Raw genomic sequence first — 22166 nt, forward strand, 5'->3', positions numbered from 1 at the left:
GAGTTTTCAAGACTTTGAAATGGACCAAACAAGCATGAACAACATCGAAGACATCTACTCCCTTTCGCCGACCCAGCACGGCCTGTTGTTCCACAGCGTCTACGAACCGGATTCGCGGGTGTATTACCAGCAGTTGAGCCTGGACATGAACGGCCCGCTGCAATTGAGCGCTTTTCGTGGTGCCTGGCAGGCGCTGATGCAGCGTCACGCGGTGCTGCGCAGTGCTTTTCTCTGGGAAGAACTGGACGATGCCTATCAGGTGGTGCAGCAGGACGTGGCATTGCCCCTGACCGAACTGGACTGGCAGGACCGCGCCGAGCCCCAGGCCGCACTCGAACAGTTGGCACTGGAACAGCGGGCGCAGCCTCTGGAGCTCAATGACTCACCGCTGATGCGCGTATGCCTGGTGCGTCTGGCACCTGAGCGCTGGCACCTGATCTGGACCTTCCATCACATCCTCATGGACGGCTGGAGCGTCGGCATCGCCGTGCAGGAATGGCTGGCGCTGTACTACGAACAAGCCCATGGCCGCCCCGCCCACTTGGCGCCGACCCGCCCTTATCGAGACTACATCGCCTGGCTGGCGGAACAGGACCTGGCCGCCACCGAAAGCTTCTGGCGCGAACAGTTGCAGGACGTGAGCGAGCCGACCCCACTGCCCACCTTCGCCGTACGCCAGCCAGCGCCTGCGGGGGCACCGTTCGCCGAACGGGAAAGCCTGCTGAGCGCCAGCGAAACCGAGCAACTGGCGCACTTCGCCCGCCAGCATGACCTGACCATCAACACGCTGATTCAGGGCGCTTGGGCGCTGCTGCTGGGCCAACACGCCGGGCGTGACGACGTGGTCTATGGCGTCACCGTCGCCGGACGTCCGGAGAACCTGGCGGCGGTGGACAGCACCGTCGGACTGTTCATCAACACGTTGCCGCTGCGCGTGCAATGGGCCAACGAGCCAACCCTGGTGGACTGGCTGCAACACTTGCAGCAAGCCAACAGCGATCTGCGCCACCACGCCTACCTGCCGCTGGGCAAACTCAAGTCGATGACGCGCATCGCGGCTGAACAGGCGCTGTTCGATTCAATCCTGGTGTTCGAGAACTTCCCGGTCACCGACGCACTGAACCAGGACACCGGTGGCTTGAGTTTCAGTGCCCCGAGCAGCGACCAGCAGGCCGATGGCATTACCCTCACCCAAGGCCGCAACCACTTCCCGTTGTCGCTGATCGTGGTGCCGGACAAACAACTGCACTACCTGATCAGCTACGACCGCAGTCGCTTCAGCGATGCCGAGGTCGCGGTGTTGTCGGCCCAATTGCGCGCGATCCTGTTGGCGATGACGGCGCACGCGCAGTGCCGGGTCAGCGAGCTTGAATGGCTGAGCCCTGAAGAACGCCAACAATTGCTCGTGCAGGGTCGTGGTGTGCAACTGCCGGTGCCCCCTGCGTGCCTGCACCAGCGCTTCGAACAACAGGTGGCCGCCCACCCGCAACAGCTGGCGGTGCGCGACCGCCAGAGCGCCCTGACTTACCGTGAACTGGACCAGCAGGCCAACCGCCTCAGCCAGTACTTGCGTGCCCAGGGCATCGGCCACGACAGCGTGGTGGCACTGGCCCTGGAACGCAGCGCCGAGTTCGTGATCGCCCTGCTGGCCACCCTCAAGGCCGGCGCCGCCTATCTGCCGCTGGACCTCAAGCAGCCTGCCGGGCGCCTGGCCGACGTGCTGGTGGACAGCCGCGCCGCACTGCTGATCGGTGCCGCCGCTTCACCCCTGCTCAAAGACCTGGCCGAGCACACGCCGACGCTGTGGCTGGCGGAACAGGCCGACGCCATCGCCTCCCAGCCAGACACGCCACCGGTCGTGGTCCACAGCCCGACCGATGCTGCCTACGTGATCTACACCTCGGGCTCCACCGGCACCCCCAAGGGCGTGGTGGTCGAGCACCAGTCCATCGTCGATTACCTGACGGCGGTGCACGCAGTGCTCAACCCGCCACCGGCGGCTCGCTACGGCTTGCTGTCCAGCATCGCCGCCGACTTGGGCCACACTCAACTGTTCGGCGCCCTGTGCAGCGGCGCCAGCTTGTTGCTGGTGGATGAAGACAGCGGTTTCAGCCCTCTGGCACTGGCCGAACTCTTCGACCAACACCCAGTGGATGTGCTGAAAATCACCCCCAGCCATCTGGCCGGCCTGTTGCAGGCGTTGCCCGATGCCCGCCTGCTGCCCCGCGCCCTGCTGGTCTTCGGTGGCGACGCCCTCAGCCCGGCGCTGCTGGAACAGGTCAACCGCCTGGCGCCAGGGCTCAGGGTGTTCAACCACTATGGGCCGAGCGAAGCGACGGTCGGGGCGATTGCCACCGAGTTGCCGGCGGGCCTGCGCAGCATCGCCCTCGGCCGGCCACTGCCGAACCGTCAACTGCAAGTGGTCGATTCCAACGGCCGCCTGGTGCCCACCGGGGTATCCGGCGAACTGCTGATCAACGGCGCCCTGGCCCGGGGTTACCTGCACCGCCCGGACCTGACCGCCGAACGCTTCCATCTCGACGCCGATCAGCAACGCTGGTATCGCACTGGCGACCGCGTGCGCTGGCAAGTGGACGGCCAACTGGCGTTCCTCGGTCGGGTCGACAGTCAGGTCAAGATCCGCGGCAACCGCCTGGAGCTGGGCGAAGTCGAAGCGCAGCTCAAGCGCCTGTCGCCGCTGATCGAACAGGCGCTGGTCCGTGCCGTGGAACTGGACGGCAGTTTGCGCCTGGTGGCCTACCTGGTCGCCAGCCAGTCGCTGTCCGCCACGAAACTGCGTAACGACCTGGGTGCGCGGGTGCCGGACTACATGGTGCCGGCGCACTTCATCACCCTCGACGAACTGCCCCTGACCCGCAACGGCAAGGTCGATGTCCAGCGCTTGCCGCTCCCGCAAAAACCCACGGACGACAGCGCTACCCACGTCGCGCCGCGCAATGAAGTCGAAGCGCAGCTGGCCGCCATTTGGCAAGACGTCCTGAAGCTGGAACGTGTCGGCGTGCATGACAACTTCTTCGCCCTGGGCGGCGATTCGATCATCAACTTGCAGATCATCGCCCGCGCCAACCAACAAGGGCTGAAACTCACGCCCCGCCAGCTCTTCGAGAACCGCACCATCGCCGATATCGCCCGGGTGCTGGGCGCCGATGCCAGCCATGGCGTGGCGCACGCCATCGCCGATGGCTATGAACTGCCGCTGGCCGCCGGGCAACTGGCGCGCCTCCAACAAGGGCCGTTGCACGCCACCTGGCGTTGCGTGGCGCTGACCCAGGCCATCGACAGCGAGCTGCTGAGCCAGGCCATCGCGGCGTTGCAGCAACACCACCAAGCCTTGCGCCTGGCGCTCAAGGCCCTGCCGGAGGGCCAGTGGCAGCAACGGGTATTGGTCGCGGCCAAGGCCCCGCTCATCGCCACCGAAAAACTGGAGGCCTGCGCCCCGGCGCAACTGCAAGCCCTGGCCCAAGCCGGTGTCGACGCGCTGGAACTGGACGCTGGCCAAACCCTGCATGCCCGCCTGCTGGAGGTGGACGGCAAGCACGCCCTGCTGCTGGCCGCTCATCCGCTGTGCCTGGACGAGGCCTCCTGGTCGCTGCTGCTGACTGACCTCAACCTGGCCTTGGCGCAACTGCGCTATCAGCGGCCGGTGCGCCTGTCCTACACCGGTGGCGATTTCACTCAGTGGACGCGGCACCAGCAGGCTCATGCACAGGGCGATGCCCTGGACGACGCCTGGGAACACTGGCTGCAATACGCCGGCGTGGAAACGCTGCAACTGCCTGACAGCCAACAGCCGGCCAGCGTGGTCGAGCAAACCTTACCGGCCGCCACCTCAGGTGAGCTCAAACGTTTGGGCGAAGTGCTGCAACTGGACTGGAACAGCCTGTTGGCCGCTGCCGTGGTCGAACAGTGCCGTGAACTGTGCGGCAATGGCCTGGTTGCGCTGAGCGTGCACGATGCCCGGCCGAGCGCCGAGCGCCTGCCGGTAAATGCGCCGATTGCCGTGGCCGACCTCGACCCGGCACGCATCATGGGGCCATTGGCCCTGGCGGTGCCGTACTTCCTCCAGCCCGAAGGCGACAGCCTGCTGCAACGCTTGCAGGCCCTGACCGCGCAAATGCGCGCCTACCCGCAGCACGGCGTCGACTATGGCGCCCTGCGCTACCTGTCGGACAATACCTACCTGCAAGAACCGCTGCGCGATCTGCCGGCGGCATCGGTGGCCATTCGCTGGCTCGGCAACCTCGACAGCCATCGCGAAGAGCGTGGCATCCTGGCCCAGGTCGAAGCCGCAAGCCCAGCAACAGCTTCGACTTGCCCGCTGACCCTGGACGCCTGGTGGCAGGATGACTGCCTGCACCTGCGCAGCCAGGGCACCCTCGCCGCCGACTGGGCACCGCGCCTTACACAACGCCTGAGCGACCTCGCCGGGCTTGCCACCGCAGCCGACCTGCGCCCCGCCAGCCAGGCATTCGCGCTGTGCCACAAGCAAGCGGCAACCCTGGCATCCGAACCGCTGGACTGGTCGAACATCGAAGACGTCTACCCGCTGTCGTCCATGCAACAGGGCATGCTGTTGCACACCCTGTTGCAACCCCACAGCGGCATCTACCTGATGCAGCAACGCTACAGCTGGGACGGGGTCTTGCAGCGCCCGGCGATGGAAGCCGCTTGGCAGCTGTTCCTTGAGCGCCATCCCATGATGCGGACCGCCTTCTGGTGGCAGGACGATCATGAGCCGCTGCAATGCGTGTACCGCCAAACGCCTCGGGCGTTCGACTGGCAGGACCTGCGCCACCTCGATGAAGAACAGCAGCGTCTGGCGATGGACCAGGCCCTCGAAGCACAGCGCCTGCAGGGTTTCGACATGGCCTGTGCGCCGCTGACCCACCTGCGGGTGTTCCAACTCGATGAGCGACGCTTCGCCGTGGTGCGCAGTTTCCACCACATCCTGACCGACGCCTGGTGCTTCGGCCTGCTGATGGAAGACCTGTTGGCGATCTACCAGGCCATCGTGCGCCAGGAGCCTGTGGCCCGTGCGCGCCTGCGCTCGTTCCGCGGCTACATGAGTTGGCTGGAACGCCATGACATGGCCGCCGCCCATGCGTTCTGGCAGGCCGAAATGGCCGGTTTCAGCGAACCGACGCCGCTGCATGTGGACAGTCCCGTGGCGCGCCCGGAGCAAGCGCCGGAACAGGTCGGCGACGTCGACCAGACCCTGAGCATCGCCCAGACCCAGCGGCTGCAGCAGCTGTGCCAGCAATACCAACTGACGCCTAACACCTGGATCCAGGGCGCCTGGGCGCTGTTGCTGTCGCGCTACAGCGGCAACCGCGATGTGCTGTTCGGCGTGACCGTCGCCGGCCGCCCGACTGACTTGGCCGGTGTCGAAGAAATGGTCGGGTTGTTCATCAACAGCTTGCCACTGCGCATCGATGTCGACCCCGAGGCGCCAGTGGCCGACTGGTTGCAGGCGCTGCTGTCTCACAACGCGCAATTGCGCGAACACGAAAGCGCGTCACTGGTGGACATCCAGCGTTGCAGCCAAGTGCCGCGCGGCCAGCAGTTGTTCGACAGCCTGGTGGTGTTCGAGAACGCGCCGCTGGACATCAGCAGCGTGCAACTGGACGCCTTCAGCATCGACATCTATGAAGACCGGGTGCACACCAATTTCCCGATGACGGTGGTGTTGTACCCCGGCGACCGCCTGGGCATTCGCCTGTCCTACGACAGCATGCGTTTTGGCACTGACACCGTGCAGCGCATGCTCGGCCATCTGGTGCAGCTGCTTTCGGGCATGCTGGAGACGCCGCAAGCGCCACTGGGCAGCCTGCACATGCTGCCTGAGGCGGAACGCCGGCAGTTGCAGATCGACTGCAATCGCAGCGACGTCGACTTCCCGCTGGAGCGCGGCTATGCGGCGCTGTTCGCTGAACAAGTGCGTCGCCGCTCGCAACACCTCGCTGCCGTATGCCAGGGGCAATCGCTGACCTACGCCGAACTGGACCGTCGCGCCAACAGCATCGCCCATGCGCTGCAAGCAGCCGGTGCCGGCCCGGAAACCCTGGTGGCGCTGTTCGCTGAGCGTGGCCTGGCCTTGCTGACGATGATGATCGCCACCCTCAAGGTCGGCGCAGCGTTCCAGGCCCTGGACATCCAACAGCCCCACGCACGCCTGGCGGAGTTGCTGGACCAGGGTGAAGCACCGCTGTGGCTGGTCTGCGAGCACGCGAGCTCGACGCTGGACAAGGTCCTGCCGCAGATGCGCCAGCAACCCACCTGCCTGATCGCCCAGGCGCTCTGGCAAGGCCGCGAACAGCCGCCAGTCACCTATGCGCACAACCCGGATCAACTGGCCTACGTGATCTTCACCTCGGGTTCCACCGGCACGCCAAAAGGGGTCATGGTTGAACAACGCGGGATGCTCAACAACATGTTCGGCAAGGTCCCGAGCCTGGGCCTGGGTGAGCACGACAGGATTGCCCAGACGGCTTCGGCGGCGTTCGATATCAGCGTGTGGCAGTTCCTCGCCGCGCCGCTGTTCGGCGCCACCGTGCACATTCTTCCCGATGCCCAGGCCCACGACCCTGTGGCCCTGCTCGATGCGGTTCAAGAGCAGCAACTGACACTGCTGGAAACCGTGCCGGCGCTGATTCGCGGCATGCTCCAGGAAAGCCAGGCGCACCACTCCCTGGCGAGCCTGCGCTGGCTGCTGCCCACCGGCGAGGCATTGCCGCCGGCCCTGGCGCGGGACTGGTTCGCCCGCTTCCCGGCGATCCCGTTGATGAACGCCTACGGTCCCGCCGAATGCTCGGACGACGTCGCCTTCTACCCCATCACCGAAGCTCCTTCCGACGACTGCCTGCACATGCCCATCGGCAAGCCGACCGCCAATAACCAGGTGTTCGTTCTCGATTCGGCGCTGCGCCTGGTCCCTGTCGGTGTACCCGGCGAATTGTGCATCGGTGGTGTCGGCGTCGGTCGCGGTTACCTGCGCGACCCGCAACGCACCCGCGAAGCCTTTGTTGCGCACCCGTTCCAGGCCGATGCGTGCCTGTATCGCAGCGGTGATATCGGCCGGATGCGCGCCGATGGCGTGATCGAATACCTCGGGCGGCGCGACCAGCAAGTGAAGATCCGTGGCCACCGCATCGAACTGGGCGAGATCGAAAACCGCCTGATGCAACACCCAGCGGTGGACAGCGCGGCGGTGCTGGCACTGCCCGACGCGCGCGGGGCGCTGCAGCTGGTGGCCTGGTATGTGCTCGACGACACGGCCAACCTGGGCGGCGAGTCCGCGCAACAGGTCTTGAGCGCTTACCTGGGCCAGCAACTGGCAAGCTACATGGTTCCGGCCCGTTGGCTGGCCCTTGCGCAGTTGCCGCTGAACACCAATGGCAAGGTCGACCGTCGCGCCCTCGCCGCCCTGGGTGTGCCCCAGGACGAAACGGCGCAGGCGCAATGCCTGGCACCGCGCACGCCGACCGAACAGGTCCTGGCCGAGCTGTGGCAGGAAATTCTCGGCCTGGAGACCGTCGGTGTGCACGACGACTTTTTCGCCATCGGCGGTCACTCGTTGCTGGCCACCCAGGTGTTGTCGAGGATTCGCCGACGGTTGAACGTAAACCTGCCGCTGCGCACGCTGTTCGAGCGTGGCACCCTGGAGCAATTGGCCGAAGCGGTCGATCAGCAGCGCGACGCCCAGACCGAGACCGACGGCAATAGCGAGATTGCCCTGGCGCCACGCAACCAGCCATTGCCGCTGTCCTACAGCCAGCAACGGTTGTGGTTCCTGGATCGCTTCGAAGGCCCCAGCGCCGCCTACAACATGACCACCTCCATCAGACTGCGTGGTGCGCTGGACATCGCGGCGCTGCAAGGGGCCTTGCAAGCGGTGTTGGAACGCCATGAGTCCTTGCGCACGGCGTTCCATCTCCACGGCGACCAGCCTTGCCAGGTCATCAGCCCGGCACCGCGGGTTGACCTGACACCGACCGAACTGAGTCACCTGGACCACGAGGAACAGGCGCAAACCCTGCAACGCCTGATCGATGAACAGGCGGCACGCCCGTTCGATCTGCAACAGGCGCCGATGTTGCGCGCCAGCCTGCTGCGCCTGGGCACCGACGATCATGTGCTGCAACTGGTGCTGCATCATATCGCCACCGATGCCTGGTCCATGGGCATCCTCATGCAGGAGCTGATCGTCGGGTATCAGGCCCGCACCAGCGGCTCGACACCGGTGCTGCCGGTGTTGCCGATCCAGTTCGCCGACTATGCCTACTGGCAACGCAGCGAAGCCCAACAGCGCCTGCTGGCACGGGCCATCGACTACTGGCGCCGTCAGCTCAACGGCGCGCCAACGCTGATCCCGCTGCCGCTTGACCAGCCACGGCCGACGCGTCCCGACTATCAGGGGGCGGCCCTGGAGCAACGTTTCACACCGGCCCAGGCACAGGTGCTCAAAGCCTATGCTCAACAGCAGCGGGCGACGCTGTTCATGGTCCTGCTCAATGCCTTCAACAGCCTGTTGCAGCGGGCCACCGGGACCCACGACTTTATCGTCGGCACCGACCTGGCCAACCGCGAACATTCGGCCCTGGAACATCTCATCGGGTTCTTCGTCAACGTGCTGCCGATCCGTGCCCGTCTGAGCGAGGGCGAAACCTTTGACGCCCGTCTGCAACGTTTGCGCGAGGATTGCCTGTCGGCGTTCCAGCACCAGCAGGTGCCGTTCGACAAACTGGTCGAGGAGCTGCAACCGCCGCGTACACCAGGGGTCAATCCGCTGGTCCAGGTGCTGTTCGTCATGCAGAACACGCCCAGCGGCAATGCCAGCCTGCCGGACCTTGAGGTGGAACACCTGGTGTCACGCCAGGAAAGCAGCAAGTTCGACCTCGCCGTGTTTGTCGAAGAGGACGACGATCAAGGCCTGAACGTGCGCTGGGTGTATCGCACCAGCGTGTTGCAGGAGCCGACCATCCAGCGCCTCGAACAAGGCTTCGAGAGCCTGTTGGAGCAGATCGTCTCGGCCCCGGGGCAAGCGCTGGAGCATTGGTCGTGGCGCCTTGAGGGTGGCAACGCCAGCACACCGTCCCTGCCGGATTCGTCGCTCGATGAGGCCACGGCACGCAGCGCCCGCAAGCAGTCCAAATTGAGCAAGCTCAAGCAGACCCGTGCAACCGCTGTAAGCCAGGTGGCCCATGAGCAGGTACGTACCCGCACCCTTAACGCCGGGCAAGCCTTGCCGTTGGTGATCGAGCCGTTGCTCGGCGACCTGGACCCGGTGCACTGGGCGCTGCAAGCGCGGAAATGGATCAATGCACAGCTGCTGACCCACGGTGGCCTGCTGTTCCGGGGTTTCAACCTGCCGGACGCTGGCGCTTTCGAACAGTTCGCCCAGGCCATCGAACCCGACCTCTACGGGACCTATGGCGACCTGCCGAAAAACAAGTCCGGCAAGAACATCTACCACTCCACGCCGTACCCGGAACAGCACATGATTCTCTTCCACAACGAGAGCTCCCATCTGCCGCAGTGGCCACGCAAGCAGTGGTTCTATTGCGAAACGCCGGCGCCGCGTGGCGGTTGCACGCCCATCGTCGATTGCCGGCAGGTGTTGGCGCGCTTGCCCGAGGACATCGTCGCTCGCTTCAAGGCCCTGGGGCTGCTGTATGTGCGGCACTTCACCGACAAGCTGGACGTGCGCTGGCAGGACTTCTTCAAGACCGAACAGCGCGAGGAAGTCGAGCGCCAATGCCTGGCGTCGGGTATGCGCTGGGAATGGCTGGGGGCCGACAACCTGCGGATCGCCCAGCACTGCCCGGCCATCGTCGAGCATCCCGAAACCTTGGAACTGTCGTTCTTCAACCAGGTGCAACTGCACCACACCGCCTGCCTGGAGCCGGAAGTGCGCAGCAATCTGATCAGCCTGTTCGGCCCCGGACATTTGCCCCGCAACGTGTACTACGGCGATGGCAGCGTGATCAAAGACGCAGTGATGCAAGTGATCGGCGAGGCTTATGAAGACTGCGCGGTACGTTTCAGTTGGCAAAAGGGTGACATGGTGATGCTGGACAATATGTTGGTGGCCCACGCTCGGGATCCCTTCGAGGGTGAGCGCAAGATCTGTGTCGCCATGGGCCAGATGATGCGTCGCGAACAATTGACCGGTTGCCTGCCCGAAGCACAGCCGGCGTTGGTTGCAGAGGTGCAGGCATGAGCGCCTTTGAAACTCGCGAAGAAGCCTTCGCCCTCTCGCCCCAACAACGCAGCCAGTGGTTGGCGGGGTTGCCAGCGGCGCGCCTGGAACTGGAAATAAAAGGCCCGTTGGCCCTGGAGCGTCTGCACCAACGACTCGCCGCCCTGAGCATGTGTCACGAGGCCCTGCGCCTGCGAGTACGGCCAGAACCGGGCTTGCTGATGCCCTTGCAAGTGGTTGAATCCACGGTCATGGGCGCGGACGCCATCAGCGTCGAGGTGCAAGCGGTCGACGGCGATCGGCAGCGAGTGACGCTGCACCTGCCGGCGCTGAGCGCGGATCGCGGGACGTTGCTACGCCTGGCGCAGGCATTGGGCTCGGTAGAGGCACCATCGGTGGATGACGAGGCGATGACCTATACCCAGTACAGCGCCTGGCTCTACGAATTGCAGGCCGATGAAGACGCCAAGCCTGGCCGGCGTTTCTGGGCCAGCCAGGCCTTGGACGAGGCGGCCGCCAGCGAGCTGCTCTACCGTGAGGTACGCAGCGAGCGCGCCGACGCCCCGGTGACCACTCGCTTGAGCGCCAACCCACAGTTGAGCATGGCCCTGGAAAGCTTTTGCCAACGTCACGACGCATCGCCCGAGCAAGTCCTGATGACGGCCTGGGGCGTGCTGTTGCAGCGCCTGAGTAGCGGCGACAGCCCGGCACTGACCTTGAACTGGGTCCACGATTGTCGCGACGACTATGAAGAACTCGCCGATTGCTGGGGATTGTTTGCCAAGCCCCTGCCCCTGCGCTGGCAACCGGCGGCGAACAGCCATTTTGCCCAGGCGCTGGCGAACCTGCAGGTGCTCTGCGAGCAAGCCACCGAATGGCAAGAATACTGCGGCGTCAGCGCTGCACTGCCGGCCGACACTTTGCAGTACGGCTTCCAGTGGGGTGGGCAGTTGCCCGATCGGCTCGACACCTTGGGCAGCATGGTGTCGACGCTCACGGTGCTGGACGCACAGGCCATCCCCGCGGGCATGGAGCTGCTGCTGGTGGCCGAAACGACCGCTGGCGGCTATCGCCTGAACCTCTGCCACCTGCCGGGCCGCTACAGCGAACAGGCCGCCCTGGTCCTGCTGGAGCAACTCCAATCGCTGCTGCTCGATGCCCTCGCCAACCCAGGCAAGCCCCTGGCTGAACTGTCAGTGCAGGCGCCGAGTTTTACCGCAACGCTGGCCGCCCTGCAGGCGCCATCCGACCCTGCGGTACTGCCGTTTACCAGCGTGCCGGCGGGTTTCGATAAATGTGCCGCGCAGTTTCCAGAACACTTGGCCCTGCGCGACCCCAATGGGCAACTGAGCTATGCCCAATTACAGGCCCGCAGCAACCAACTGGCGCATTACCTGCGCGCCCAAGGTGTGGGTCGCGAAGATCGCGTGGCGCTGTATCTGGATCGCTCGACACAGATGGTCCTGGCCATGCTCGCCGTGCTCAAGAGCGGCGCGGCGTTCGTTCCCCTGGATGTGCATCAGCCGGCACAACGCTCGTTGGCGATCCTGCAACAAGCCCAGCCGACCTTCATTCTCAGCGGCTCGGCCGGCAGTGCCCCCGCGTTGCCGGGCATCGGCAGCCTCGACCTGCGCGATGAAGCGGCCTGGCAGCAAGCGCCAACGACTGCAACCAACGTCGAGCTCCAAGGACAGGACGCGGCCTACGTGCTGTTCACTTCGGGCAGCACCGGTACGCCCAAAGGCGTCATCGTCGAGCACGGACAGCTGGCCAGTTATGTCGCCAGCGTATCCCGGCGCTTGCAACTGGCCGCAGGCGAACGCAGCGCAGTGGTCACCTCACTGGCGGCCGACCTGGGCTACACGTTGCTGTTCCCGGCTCTGCTCAGCGGCGGCGAATTGCACCTGCTGGACAAGGAAACGGCCATGGACGCCCAGGCCTGGGCAGCCTGGCAGGCGCAGTACCCGATCGACCACTTGAAGATCGTGCCGTCGTTGCTCGACGCCTGGTTGATTCACGCCCAAAGCGCTGCCGTGTTGCCGCGCAAGCAATTGATCCTCGGTGGTGAAAGCTGCTCGCGGCGCCTGCTGCAAAGCATTCGCAGCCTTGCTCCGGCGCTAACGGTCTTCAACCATTACGGCCCGACCGAAACCACCGTTGGGGTGGTGATGCATAAAGCCGATCCGAGCGTGGATTATCGTCGCCTGCCCCTCAGCGACCGCCTCGACGGCATGCGCCTGTACCTGCTCGACGAGCAGCAAGCGTTGGCCGCCCCAGGGCAAAGCGCCGAGCTGTATATCGCCGGCCCGCAACTGGCCCGCGGGTACCTGGACAGGCAACAAAGCGCCGGGCGTTTTATCGAGCTGGCACATCGGCCAGGCGAACGTCTCTATCGCACCGGCGACATGGCCCGCTATCGCCATGACGGCAGCCTGGAAATCACCGGGCGGGCCGACCGCCAGGTGAAGATCCGGGGGTTCCGCGTGGAGCTCGATGAGATCCAGGCGCAGCTGACCAACCTCCCCGGAGTGGCCCAGGCCGCGGTGGAATGCATCCCCCGGGGCGAGCTCGGCCAGCAACTGTTCGCCTTCATGACCCTGGCGCCTGGGCATTCGACCACAGTCGCCAGGCTGCATGGTCAGGCCCAGGATTGCTTGCCGGACTACATGCTGCCCACCCTGCGGATCGTCGAAGCCTTGCCTCTGATGGGCAACGGCAAGCTCGACCGCAAGACCTTGCAGCAATGGGCTGACAAAGTCCTCGACACGGTCGGCAGTGCCTTGCCACGCACGCCGCTGGAAGCCCTGCTCGCCGAGGTCTGGGCACAGGTGCTAGGCCTGGAGCGAGTGGGCATCGACGATGACTTCTTCGAGTTGGGCGGCCACTCCCTGGCGGCGGTGACGCTTGCCAGTCGCCTGCAGACCGCGCTATCGGCACCGGTGACGGTCAATGCGGTGTTCAACGCCCCGAGCGTCTCGGCATTTGCAGCATTGGTGCAGGCCGAGCTCAAACTCTCGCCGTTGGTGCGGTTGTCGGCGCCAAACGTCGACGCCGTACAACCTCCCAACCTGTTCTGCTTCCACCCCTCCACCGGCCACGTGCAGGATTACCGCACGCTGCTGGCGCCGCTGTCGACCTGGCACTTGTGGGGCTTGCAGGCGGCGTACCTGAGCGACGACAGCACAACGTTGGGCGGCGATATCGAGAGCCTTGCCGCGCTCTATGTCGAGCACCTGCGCCAACAGCAACCACAGGGGCCTTACCACCTGCTGGGCTTCTCCCTCGGTGGTCTGCTGGCGATTGCCGCAGCCGCTCGCCTGGAAAGCCAGGGCCAAGCAGTGGCGTTTCTCGGTATCATCGACTCGCAGTACCAGCATCAAGCGCCAGAAGACAGTGTCGAGGCGCTGCTGGAATCAGCCTCCCAAGCGCTGACACCGGACAGCCAGACCGTGTTGCGCCAGTTGCCGCCGCCGATCATGGCCGCATTGCGGGAGCAACTGGACGCCCTGCCCCCAGCGGCACGCCTGCCGGAGCTGGTGCAGTGGGCACGCCAGCAAGGCCTGCAACTCGATGGCGACAGTTGGGAGCATTTGCAAACGCGGCTGCGCTACCAGCAGCACACACAGCATCTGCTGGCGACCTTCAAGCCTGCCCGGCTAAGCTGCCCGGTGCATGTCTGGTGGGCCAGCGACACCCTGGCCCAGGCTGACTTCGCCGACCCGCAGTGGGAAGACCTGAGCAGCGGGCCGTTGACCCGCGAGGTCATCACGGCGCAACACCTGACCATCCTTGAGCAACGCGCCTTGCACGAACAATTGGCGGCGCGTCTCACGGCCATTGCTACACACGGAGCGGTTTGAAATGGATCTGTTGTTACTCATGGCTAAACGCTCCTGGCGCGCACTGCTGGTGGCGACCCTGACGGGGTTGATTTGCGGCCTTGCGGCAGCCGGTCTGATCGCCAACATCAACCACAGCCTGGAGGTGTTCGATAAGCTGCGCCCGGTGGATGGCCTGCTCTTCGCCGGCCTGGTGGTGTTGGTCGCGGTGTCGCGGATAATCTCCGACATCAGCCTGTTGCGCCTGGGCCAGGCGGCCGTCAACGACATGCGCCTGCACCTGAGCGCCAAGCTGATCGACACGCCTTACGCGCAATTGCAGCGCCTGGGCAAGCATCGCCTGCTGGCGATGCTCACCGACGATACGCAGACCATCAGCCAGGCGGTGGAGTTGGTGCCGATCCTGCTGGTCAACGTCGGGATCATCGCCGCGTGCCTCGGCTACCTGGGTTGGCTCAGCATGCCATTGCTCGGCCTGACGCTGCTGCTGATCGTGCTGGGCAGCCTGAGCTTTCACTGGCCGCAACGCCGGGCGCTGACCTCGATCTCCCGTGCTCGCGAGCTCAAGGACCAGTTGTTCAATCAATACCGCCTGCTCACCGATGGCAGCAAGGAACTGCAACTCAACCATCCACGCCGGCAGCACTTCTTCACCCGCCTGCTGATACCGGTGAGCCAGCAATACCGCCGCGATTTTGTACGGGGCATGAGCATCTACGCCCTGGTCCTGAACTGGGGCAATGCGGTGTTCTACATGCTGATCGGTGTGGTGCTGTTCGCCGCGCCGCATTTCATCGACCTGAGCGCGAGCCTGGTCACCGGCTATATCCTGGCGATCCTCTACATGATCACGCCGTTGTCGGAGCTGATGCACGCCTTGCCGACCCTCGGTCGGGCCAGCGTGGCCCTGAACAAGATCCGCGCCCTGGAAGGCGAGATGCAAACCGCCGACGAGACCGTCGAGACGATCTCGCCGACCCAGGTTCGCAGCCTGGTGTGCCGCCAGGTCACCCACACTTACTACCGCGAGCGCGAGGACGGTCATTTCACCCTGGGGCCCATCGACCTCACCCTCAATGCCGGCGAAGTGGTGTTCATCACCGGCGGTAACGGCAGCGGCAAGACCACCCTGGCGTTGTTGCTGACCGGGCTGTACCGGCCGGAAAGCGGCGACGTCATGCTCGATGAGCAAGTGTCCTCAAGCAATGACAATCACCATTACCGACAGCACTTCTCGGCGATCTTCACCGACTTCTGCCTGTTCGAAAATCTGTTCGATGGCGACGATCCGCACCTGGTGAAACAGGCACAGGACTACCTGGTGCATCTGCAACTGGACCACAAGGTGCAAATCGAGGACGGCAAGCTGACGACACTGGCGTTGTCCACCGGGCAACGCAAGCGCCTGGCGCTGCTCAGTGCGTACCTGGATGATCGCCCCTGCTACCTGTTCGACGAATGGGCGGCCGACCAGGACCCGGTGTTCAAGCACTTCTTCTACACCCGGATCCTGCCGGACCTGCGCGAACGCGGCAAACTACTGATCGTCATCTCCCACGACGACGCCTACTTCGGCCTGGCCGACCGGTTGATCCGCATCGAACATGGCAAGCTCAGCGAAGTCACCGTCGAGGCCGACGCGCCGTCCATGGCGCAAATGCTGTCTTGAGGAAACCCTGAACACTGTGGGTAATGCTGTTCACTTAGGAAAAACGGCGCTTGTTTCAGAAATGAAAAGCGTCTTTTTTTGAAAAATCTGCTCGTTTTTTTTCCAGGCGGGAGTGTGCATATCCGTTGCTGCGGTAACGGCTGCTTAGGGTTCCGCCCTGACGGCGGGTTACTTTCGAAAAGCCGGAATGCCGGCCCAGGCGAAAGTAACCAAAGCGCTTTTGCCCCACCACTTGGCACCTCGCTTAGGCTCGGTGTGCCCCCACTCCGGCATTGCTCCGTGGGCCCACTGCACAATGCCTGCGTTCGGCCAGCGTGGTTAACGGGGCATCGAGATCAAGATCCAAAGCAAGAGCAAGAGCAAGAGCGGGGTACATGCCGGTATTCTATGTGGCTGAGCCACTGCTATCGCGAGCACCCACATGGATTTTCGGCAGCCACAAAAATGCACGTACGCCGCAAAACCCTGTGGGAGCGAGCCTGCTCGCGATGAGGCCGACACATCCAACATCACTGCAAACTGACCCTCCGCCTTCGCGAGCAAGCCCGCTCCCACAGGAGAAACTCGGACTCACCAAGAACCAGGTCGGCTTTCAGGCCGCCTCGCGGTGGACGTTGATCTCGGCGCCCCGTTAACCACGCTGGCCGAACGCAGGCATTGCGCAGTGGGCATCCCGGCATGGATGCCGGGATAGCCGCGCTGGGCCATGGATGGCCCTTCGCGGCGGCCCACGGAGCAATGCCGGAGTGAGGGCACACCGAGCCTAGGCGAGGTGCCAAGTGGTGGGGCAAAGCGCTTTTGGTTACTTTTGGCGCTCTTCCAAAAGTGACCCGCCGTCAGGGCGGAACCCTAAGCAGCCGTTACCGCAGCAACGGATATGTACCCAATCCAATCCACCCCAAAAGAAAACGAACCCTCCCCCCTCAGAAAGCGCCATTTCCTTAAGTGAACAGCATTACAACAATGCGGGGGACGTCTGGCCGAGGCCGTTCAAAACCTGCGCTCAACCCTCTTCATAGATGTAATGCAGGTAGCTCACCTGCTCCGCCAGCGGCAGGCGGTGCAGCTTGGGGCAGGATTCGCAGAGCACCGGCGGTTGGCCTTCGACCGGCTCGTGCAGTTGGTAATGCAGGCAACAATGCCGGCGCAATGGCAAGCAGGGGCAAATCTGCGGCGCCGGTGATTCGACCATGCGTTGCAGACCTCGCAGCTTCAAGCGCCCGTTGTTCACCGTGACCTGTTCCAGCCACCGGTGCGCCTCGGCAAAGCCATCCCTGGACAGGTCAGGGTCAATCCTGGCGAAGGCACCGTCCCAGATAGCAACGAAGTTGCCCCACAATATTTTCGGGGCCAGGCCACCGGCGGCGGCCAATGTGCTGAACAGTGGCGCCAAGTGCTCGTGGATCAACCGCGACCAATACACCGCACGGCCATCCGCGTCCAAGGCTGACAGTCCGGTGGCCAGGCTCAGCGCCGACGGCTGACCGTCGTCGTGTATCAGCAAGGCCTCCTCGCCCCAGAACTCGATCGCGCAGCCACGCGTCAGCACACAGGCCAGGGTGGCCGGCAGGACGATACTCATGTAGTTCATCGACCACTGCGAAACCACGGCGGCGCGGTTCACCCCTGGGTAACGCAAGGCAAACCGGGTCAGCAAGGGTTGCAGTACGGCAGGGTCGGCAAGCTGGCTCAACGCGATGGCAGGCTGATCACCAGGTTCCTGCCGAATGACCCGCTGTATCGGCGGCCAGGCCTGGTTAAGCCATTCTGGAAATTCGATAACGGGGCTCCCGTGGCTTTCCCTAATTAATGCAAACGATTAGCATTGGCTGATCCTATCCTCCCTCCCCTGCAAACTCAACGTCGTTAGCGACCAGGCTCACCAAGACCACATGCACACACTCCGCAATTTCTGGCGTCTCGCGCGGCCTTTCTGGGCATCCGAGGAAAAGTACCCGGCCCTGTTGCTGCTGTTGGCCACTGTGCTGATGACCCTATGCCTGGTCGGGGTCAACATCCTCACCAACTTCTGGAACCTGCATTTCTATAATGCCTTGCAGGCCCTGGACTACCACGGTTTCCTGATCGGCAGCCTGCAATTCATCCTGCTGCAGATCGGCACCGCCGCCTTCACCGTGGGCGCGTTCCACTTCCAGCAGAAGCTGACCATCCGCTGGCGGCGCTGGGCCACCCGCAACATGCTGGATCAATGGCTGGACAGCCAGCGCTACCAAAAGCTGAAGCTGACCGAAACCGAGGTCGACAACCCCGATCAGCGGATCGCCGAAGACATCGACCTGTTCATCGTCAAGTCGCTCAAATTGAGCCTGGGCCTGTTGACCTCGGTGGTGTCGCTGTTTTCCTTCCTGCATATCCTCTGGCAGGCTTCAAGCCTGGTCAGCGTGCCGTTCAACGACCAGTCCATTATCATTCCGGGACTGCTGGTATGGGTCGCCCTGGTGTATGCGCTCCTGGGCACAGGCCTGGCCTTCTGGCTGGGGCGCGCGCTGCCCAGCCTCAACTTCATGCAGCAGCGACGTGAAGCGGATTTTCGTTTTTCGCTCATCCGCCTGCGGGAGAACGCTGACTCGGTAGCGCAATACCGCGGCGAAGTCGTAGAGAACGAACGCTTCAACCACCGCCTGGAGGCGGCACTGGAAAACTTCTGGGCGCTGGTGAAAAAACAGAAGCTGATCATGGGCTACTCGACCTTCTACTTGCGCAGTGCGACGGTCATTCCGATGTTCATCATGGCGCCACAGTTCTTTGCCGGCGCCTTTCCCCTCGGCCGCCTGACACAGATCAGCGCGGCCTTCGGCGAAGTGCACGCCGCCATTGCCTACCTGGTGAGCGTGTTCCCGGAGCTGTCGGAATGGAAGTCGGTGATCGACCGTTTGATCGGCTTCCAGGAGCGCTTGGATAACGTTGAGGTCAAGTCTCAGGTCAGGCTCGAACAACAGGCCGACGGTCTCGACATCAAGGACCTGGACATCTGGCTGCCGAACGGCCGACCGTTGTTCAAAGACTTCAATCTGTCGCTCAAGCCCGGTGACAGCCTGATGATCCGCGCGCCGTCCGGCTACGGCAAATCAACGCTGATCCGCACGATTACCGGGCTTTGGCATCACGCTCGTGGCTCAAGCTGTTATGACCGTGAGCGTGCCCTGACGCTTGCGCAAAAACCCTATCTGCCGTTGGGCAGTCTGCGTGAAGCGCTGTGGTACCCCAACCCACCCCGTCGCGAAGAAGATGCCGCGCTGCGCCAGGCCATGGAGCAAGTCGGCCTGCAACACCTGAGCGATCTGTTGGAGCAGGAGCGGGACTGGACGCAGACCCTCAGCGTCGGCGAACAGCAACGCTGTGCGTTCGTCAGGGCCCTGCTGGCCCGCCCGACGGTGCTGTTCCTCGACGAGAGCAGTTCGGCACTGGACTCAACCAACGAGGCGCGCTGCTATCAACTGCTCAAAGAGACGCTGCCGGAAACGATCCTGATCAGCGTCGGACACAATGCTTCGCTTGAGCGCTTCCATTGGCAAGTCCTGGAGCTGCAAAGCGAAGCACGGTGGGTGCATCGGAAGGTGAAGCAACCGGTGTGAGTTCGCAGAGCACCGGTTTTGGCGATGGGTTTAGTGTCTTCGCCGCCCATGAGCAGAACGCTCCAGCCCCAGCCCCAGCCCCAGCCCCAGCCCCAGCCAAGTATTAAAACAAGGCATCCAGTACCCGGTAATAGCTAATCCCGGCGGCAAGATAAAGCCGCTGCAAAGCATGAAAGGGAATCTGGCGCAGTGGCATGACCGGAAACGGGAAATCCTGCGTCGTCCCCGACAGCTTCGCTGCCAGATGCCTGCCTAACGCCGTGGACAGGGCAATGCCGCGACCGTTGTAGCCGAGCAGGACTGACAGCCCCGGTGCGGGATCATGCACATGCGGTAGAAAACTTTGTGTCAGGGCGACCCGACCGCTCCAGCGGTATTCGACCGGCACATCCGCCACTTGCGGAAACAGCGCACCCAACGAACGCTCCAGATGCGCCCAGTCACGCTGTCGGGAAGGCTCCGAGAAGGGGCCCCGCCCTCCCAGAAGCAAACGCCCTTGTGCATCCTGCTTGAAGTACAGCAGCAAGCGTCGTGAGTCCGAACAGACCTCGCCACCGGGCAAGATGGTCTTGCGTATAGCCGGTGGCAGCGGATGGGTCGCGATGATGAAGCTGTTGGCCGCGACGACGGTCTGGCGCAATCCGGGCCACAGGTCGTCGGTATAGCCATCGGTGGCCAACAACACCCGCTGCGCACTGATCCTGGCGCCTTGCGCAGTAGACACAGTCCACCCCGATTGCTGTCGCTGCAACCCCGTGACACGGCTGTGGCCGTGGATCATCGCGCCCAGTCCCATTGCGGCCTTCGCCAGGCCACGGGCGTAACTCAGTGGATGCAAACTGCCGGCCCGCGGATCAACCCAGCCGCCCAGATAGTTCTCGGTACCAATACGTTGACTGACCGCGGCTCGGTCCAGTAGCTCCACCTTGACTCCGCGGCGTTGCCATTGCGCGGCGCGCTGCTCGATGACCTTCATCGCGGTGGCCGAACAGGCGGGTTGAATCCAGCCTTTTTGGCTCGCATCACACTCGATGCCGTACTGGCGGACCAACGAAAACACTTCGTCAGCGGCTGAACCGGCCACATCGAGCATCGCTTCGGCTCGGGCCGGACCGAATTTGGCGTGCAATTGATCGGGGTCGAATTTCAGCCCCGGGATCACTTGTCCACCGTTGCGCCCCGAAGCCCCCCAACCCGGCTCGCCGGCATCCAGCACACAGACACTCACACCTGCTTCGGCCAAGCGCAAAGCTGTGACCAAACCGGTGTAACCGGCACCGACAATGGCGACATCCACCTGTTTATCTTCGGCCAGCGCCGGCGTTTGCACCGCGGGTGTCGCAGTCGCGGCCCAGAGAGAGGCCGGCAGTTGAGGTTCGAAAGGTACGTTCACGCCTGCACCTCACCGCTGTGATTGAGCAGTCGGCGAAGAAAGTCCTGAGTGCGTGGATGCGCCGGGGTGCTCAGAACCTCCCCCGCCGGACCTGACTCGACGATCTTGCCGCTGTGAAGAAAACAGACCTTATCGGCCACGTCTCGAGCGAACGCCATCTCGTGCGTCACCACGATCATGGTCATACCCTCATCGGCAAGATTGCGCATCACCGCCAACACTTCGCCGACCAGCTCCGGATCGAGTGCTGAGGTCGGTTCGTCGAAGAGGATCGCCTGAGGGTTCATCGCCAACGCCCTGGCAATGGCGACACGTTGCTGCTGACCTCCGGACAGTTCGTCCGGGTAGGCATTCATCCGATGGGACAAGCCAACCTTTTCCATCAGCGCCTCAGCATTCCTGCGAGCAGCCTGAGGGTTCTCCTTCTTCACATAGATCGGCCCCTCCATGACATTTTCCAAGGCCGTGCGATGCGGGAACAAATTGAAGCGCTGAAAAACCATTGCCACCCGGCTGCGAATGTCGTGGATGGTCCGGGCATTGCGCTCGACACGTTCGTCGTTGACCAGAACGTCGCCCTGATCATAACTTTCCAGGCCGTTGATACAGCGCAGCAACGTGGACTTCCCCGACCCCGAAGGGCCGATCAGGCACACCACTTCACCACTTTTCACCTGCAAGTCGATGCCTTCGAGGACCGCCACGCTGCCGTAACTCTTGTAAACGCCCTTGATCTCAATCATGACGTTCTCCGAGTGCTGAAGCGTGCTTCCAAACGACGTAGCGCAAAGGACAGCGGCAGGCTCATCGCAAGGTAAAGCAATGCCACCAGGGTGTAGACCGTCATGTTCTCGAAGGTCGAAGAGGCGATCAGTTGTCCCGCGCGAGTCATCTCGGCCACGGTGATGGTGGAGACCAACGAGGAATCCTTGAGCATCATGACCAACGTATTGCCATAAGGCGGTAAAGCAATGCGAAATGCCTGGGGCAGCACCACTCGCCGCATCACCATCGCACCACGCATACCCAACGATTCCGCTGCCTCGATCTGTCCTTGCTGAATAGCCTGGATACCGGCCCGGAAGTTCTCCGCCTGATACGCCGAATAAGCGATCCCCAGACCAATGACACCGGCCTGCATGGCGGTCAGCTGGATGCCAAATTCCGGCAGGACGAAATAGATATAGAACAGCTGCACGATGATCGGCAGACCACGAATGATGTTCACCACGCTGATGGCGAACAAGGCGATCGTGCGTATCTTCGAAACCATCATCAGGGCAAAGAGCAGCCCTATCAGCGAGCTGAGTACAAACGAACCCGCCGTTACCTGAAGAGTGACCACCGCCCCTTTGAGCAGGATAGGGAGGAAGTCCAAAACATTCTGGAGAATCATAAAGCTACCCACAGGACAATGAGTGGACCCGCCTGCCGACGCAGGCGGTCGACA

General features: G+C 63.4%; 8 protein-coding genes. 4 read left to right on the plus strand and 4 right to left on the minus strand.

Annotated features, from left to right (window positions below):
• Positions 1–34 precede the first annotated feature (34 nt).
• The 3 genes from BM132_RS09200 to BM132_RS09210 are packed head-to-tail and all read left to right on the plus strand — an operon-like array spanning position 35 to position 15727.
• Entirely contained in the window at positions 35–10240 is a 10206-nt protein-coding gene (locus BM132_RS09200; RefSeq protein ID WP_092454791.1) for a non-ribosomal peptide synthetase, read from the plus strand.
• Positions 10237–14079, plus strand: a complete 3843-nt coding sequence (locus tag BM132_RS09205; RefSeq protein WP_092454793.1) for a non-ribosomal peptide synthetase — start codon at positions 10237–10239, stop codon at positions 14077–14079. The genes BM132_RS09200 and BM132_RS09205 overlap by 4 nt, the downstream gene beginning before the upstream one ends.
• 1 nt (position 14080) lies before the next feature.
• Positions 14081–15727 (plus strand): cyclic peptide export ABC transporter, encoded by a 1647-nt coding sequence (locus BM132_RS09210; RefSeq protein ID WP_092454795.1) that lies wholly within the window; start codon positions 14081–14083, stop codon positions 15725–15727.
• Positions 15728–16730: 1003 nt separating this feature from the next.
• Here the strand turns inward: BM132_RS09210 and fhuF are convergent.
• A complete protein-coding gene (gene fhuF, locus BM132_RS09225; RefSeq protein ID WP_092454797.1) occupies positions 16731–17420 on the minus strand; it encodes a siderophore-iron reductase FhuF in 690 nt (229 codons plus the stop codon).
• A 199-nt stretch (positions 17421–17619) separates the two neighbouring features.
• Between fhuF and BM132_RS09230 the strand changes: the two genes are divergently transcribed.
• Positions 17620–19323, plus strand: coding sequence for an ABC transporter ATP-binding protein/permease (locus BM132_RS09230; protein ID WP_092454800.1), 1704 nt, complete (start codon positions 17620–17622; stop codon positions 19321–19323).
• A 103-nt stretch (positions 19324–19426) separates the two neighbouring features.
• Here the strand turns inward: BM132_RS09230 and BM132_RS09235 are convergent, their stop codons facing one another.
• Genes BM132_RS09235 through BM132_RS09245 form a run of 3 tightly spaced genes read right to left on the minus strand, consistent with a single transcriptional unit; the run spans position 19427 to position 22112 of the window.
• Positions 19427–20716 carry an NAD(P)/FAD-dependent oxidoreductase gene (locus tag BM132_RS09235; protein ID WP_092454802.1) on the minus strand — a complete coding sequence of 430 codons (1290 nt, stop codon included), beginning with the start codon at positions 20714–20716 and terminating at the stop codon, positions 19427–19429.
• Positions 20713–21459, minus strand: a complete 747-nt coding sequence (locus BM132_RS09240; RefSeq protein ID WP_092396297.1) for an amino acid ABC transporter ATP-binding protein — start codon at positions 21457–21459, stop codon at positions 20713–20715. The genes BM132_RS09235 and BM132_RS09240 overlap by 4 nt, the downstream gene beginning before the upstream one ends.
• Complete coding sequence (locus BM132_RS09245) at positions 21456–22112, minus strand: amino acid ABC transporter permease (protein ID WP_092396295.1); 657 nt, start codon at positions 22110–22112, stop codon at positions 21456–21458. Before BM132_RS09245 ends, BM132_RS09240 begins: the two co-directional genes overlap by 4 nt.
• Positions 22113–22166 lie beyond the last annotated feature (54 nt).

It is taken from the genome of Pseudomonas sp. NFACC45, assembly GCF_900113505.1.
In the GTDB taxonomy this organism is placed as follows: Bacteria; Pseudomonadota; Gammaproteobacteria; order Pseudomonadales; family Pseudomonadaceae; genus Aquipseudomonas; species Aquipseudomonas tehranensis.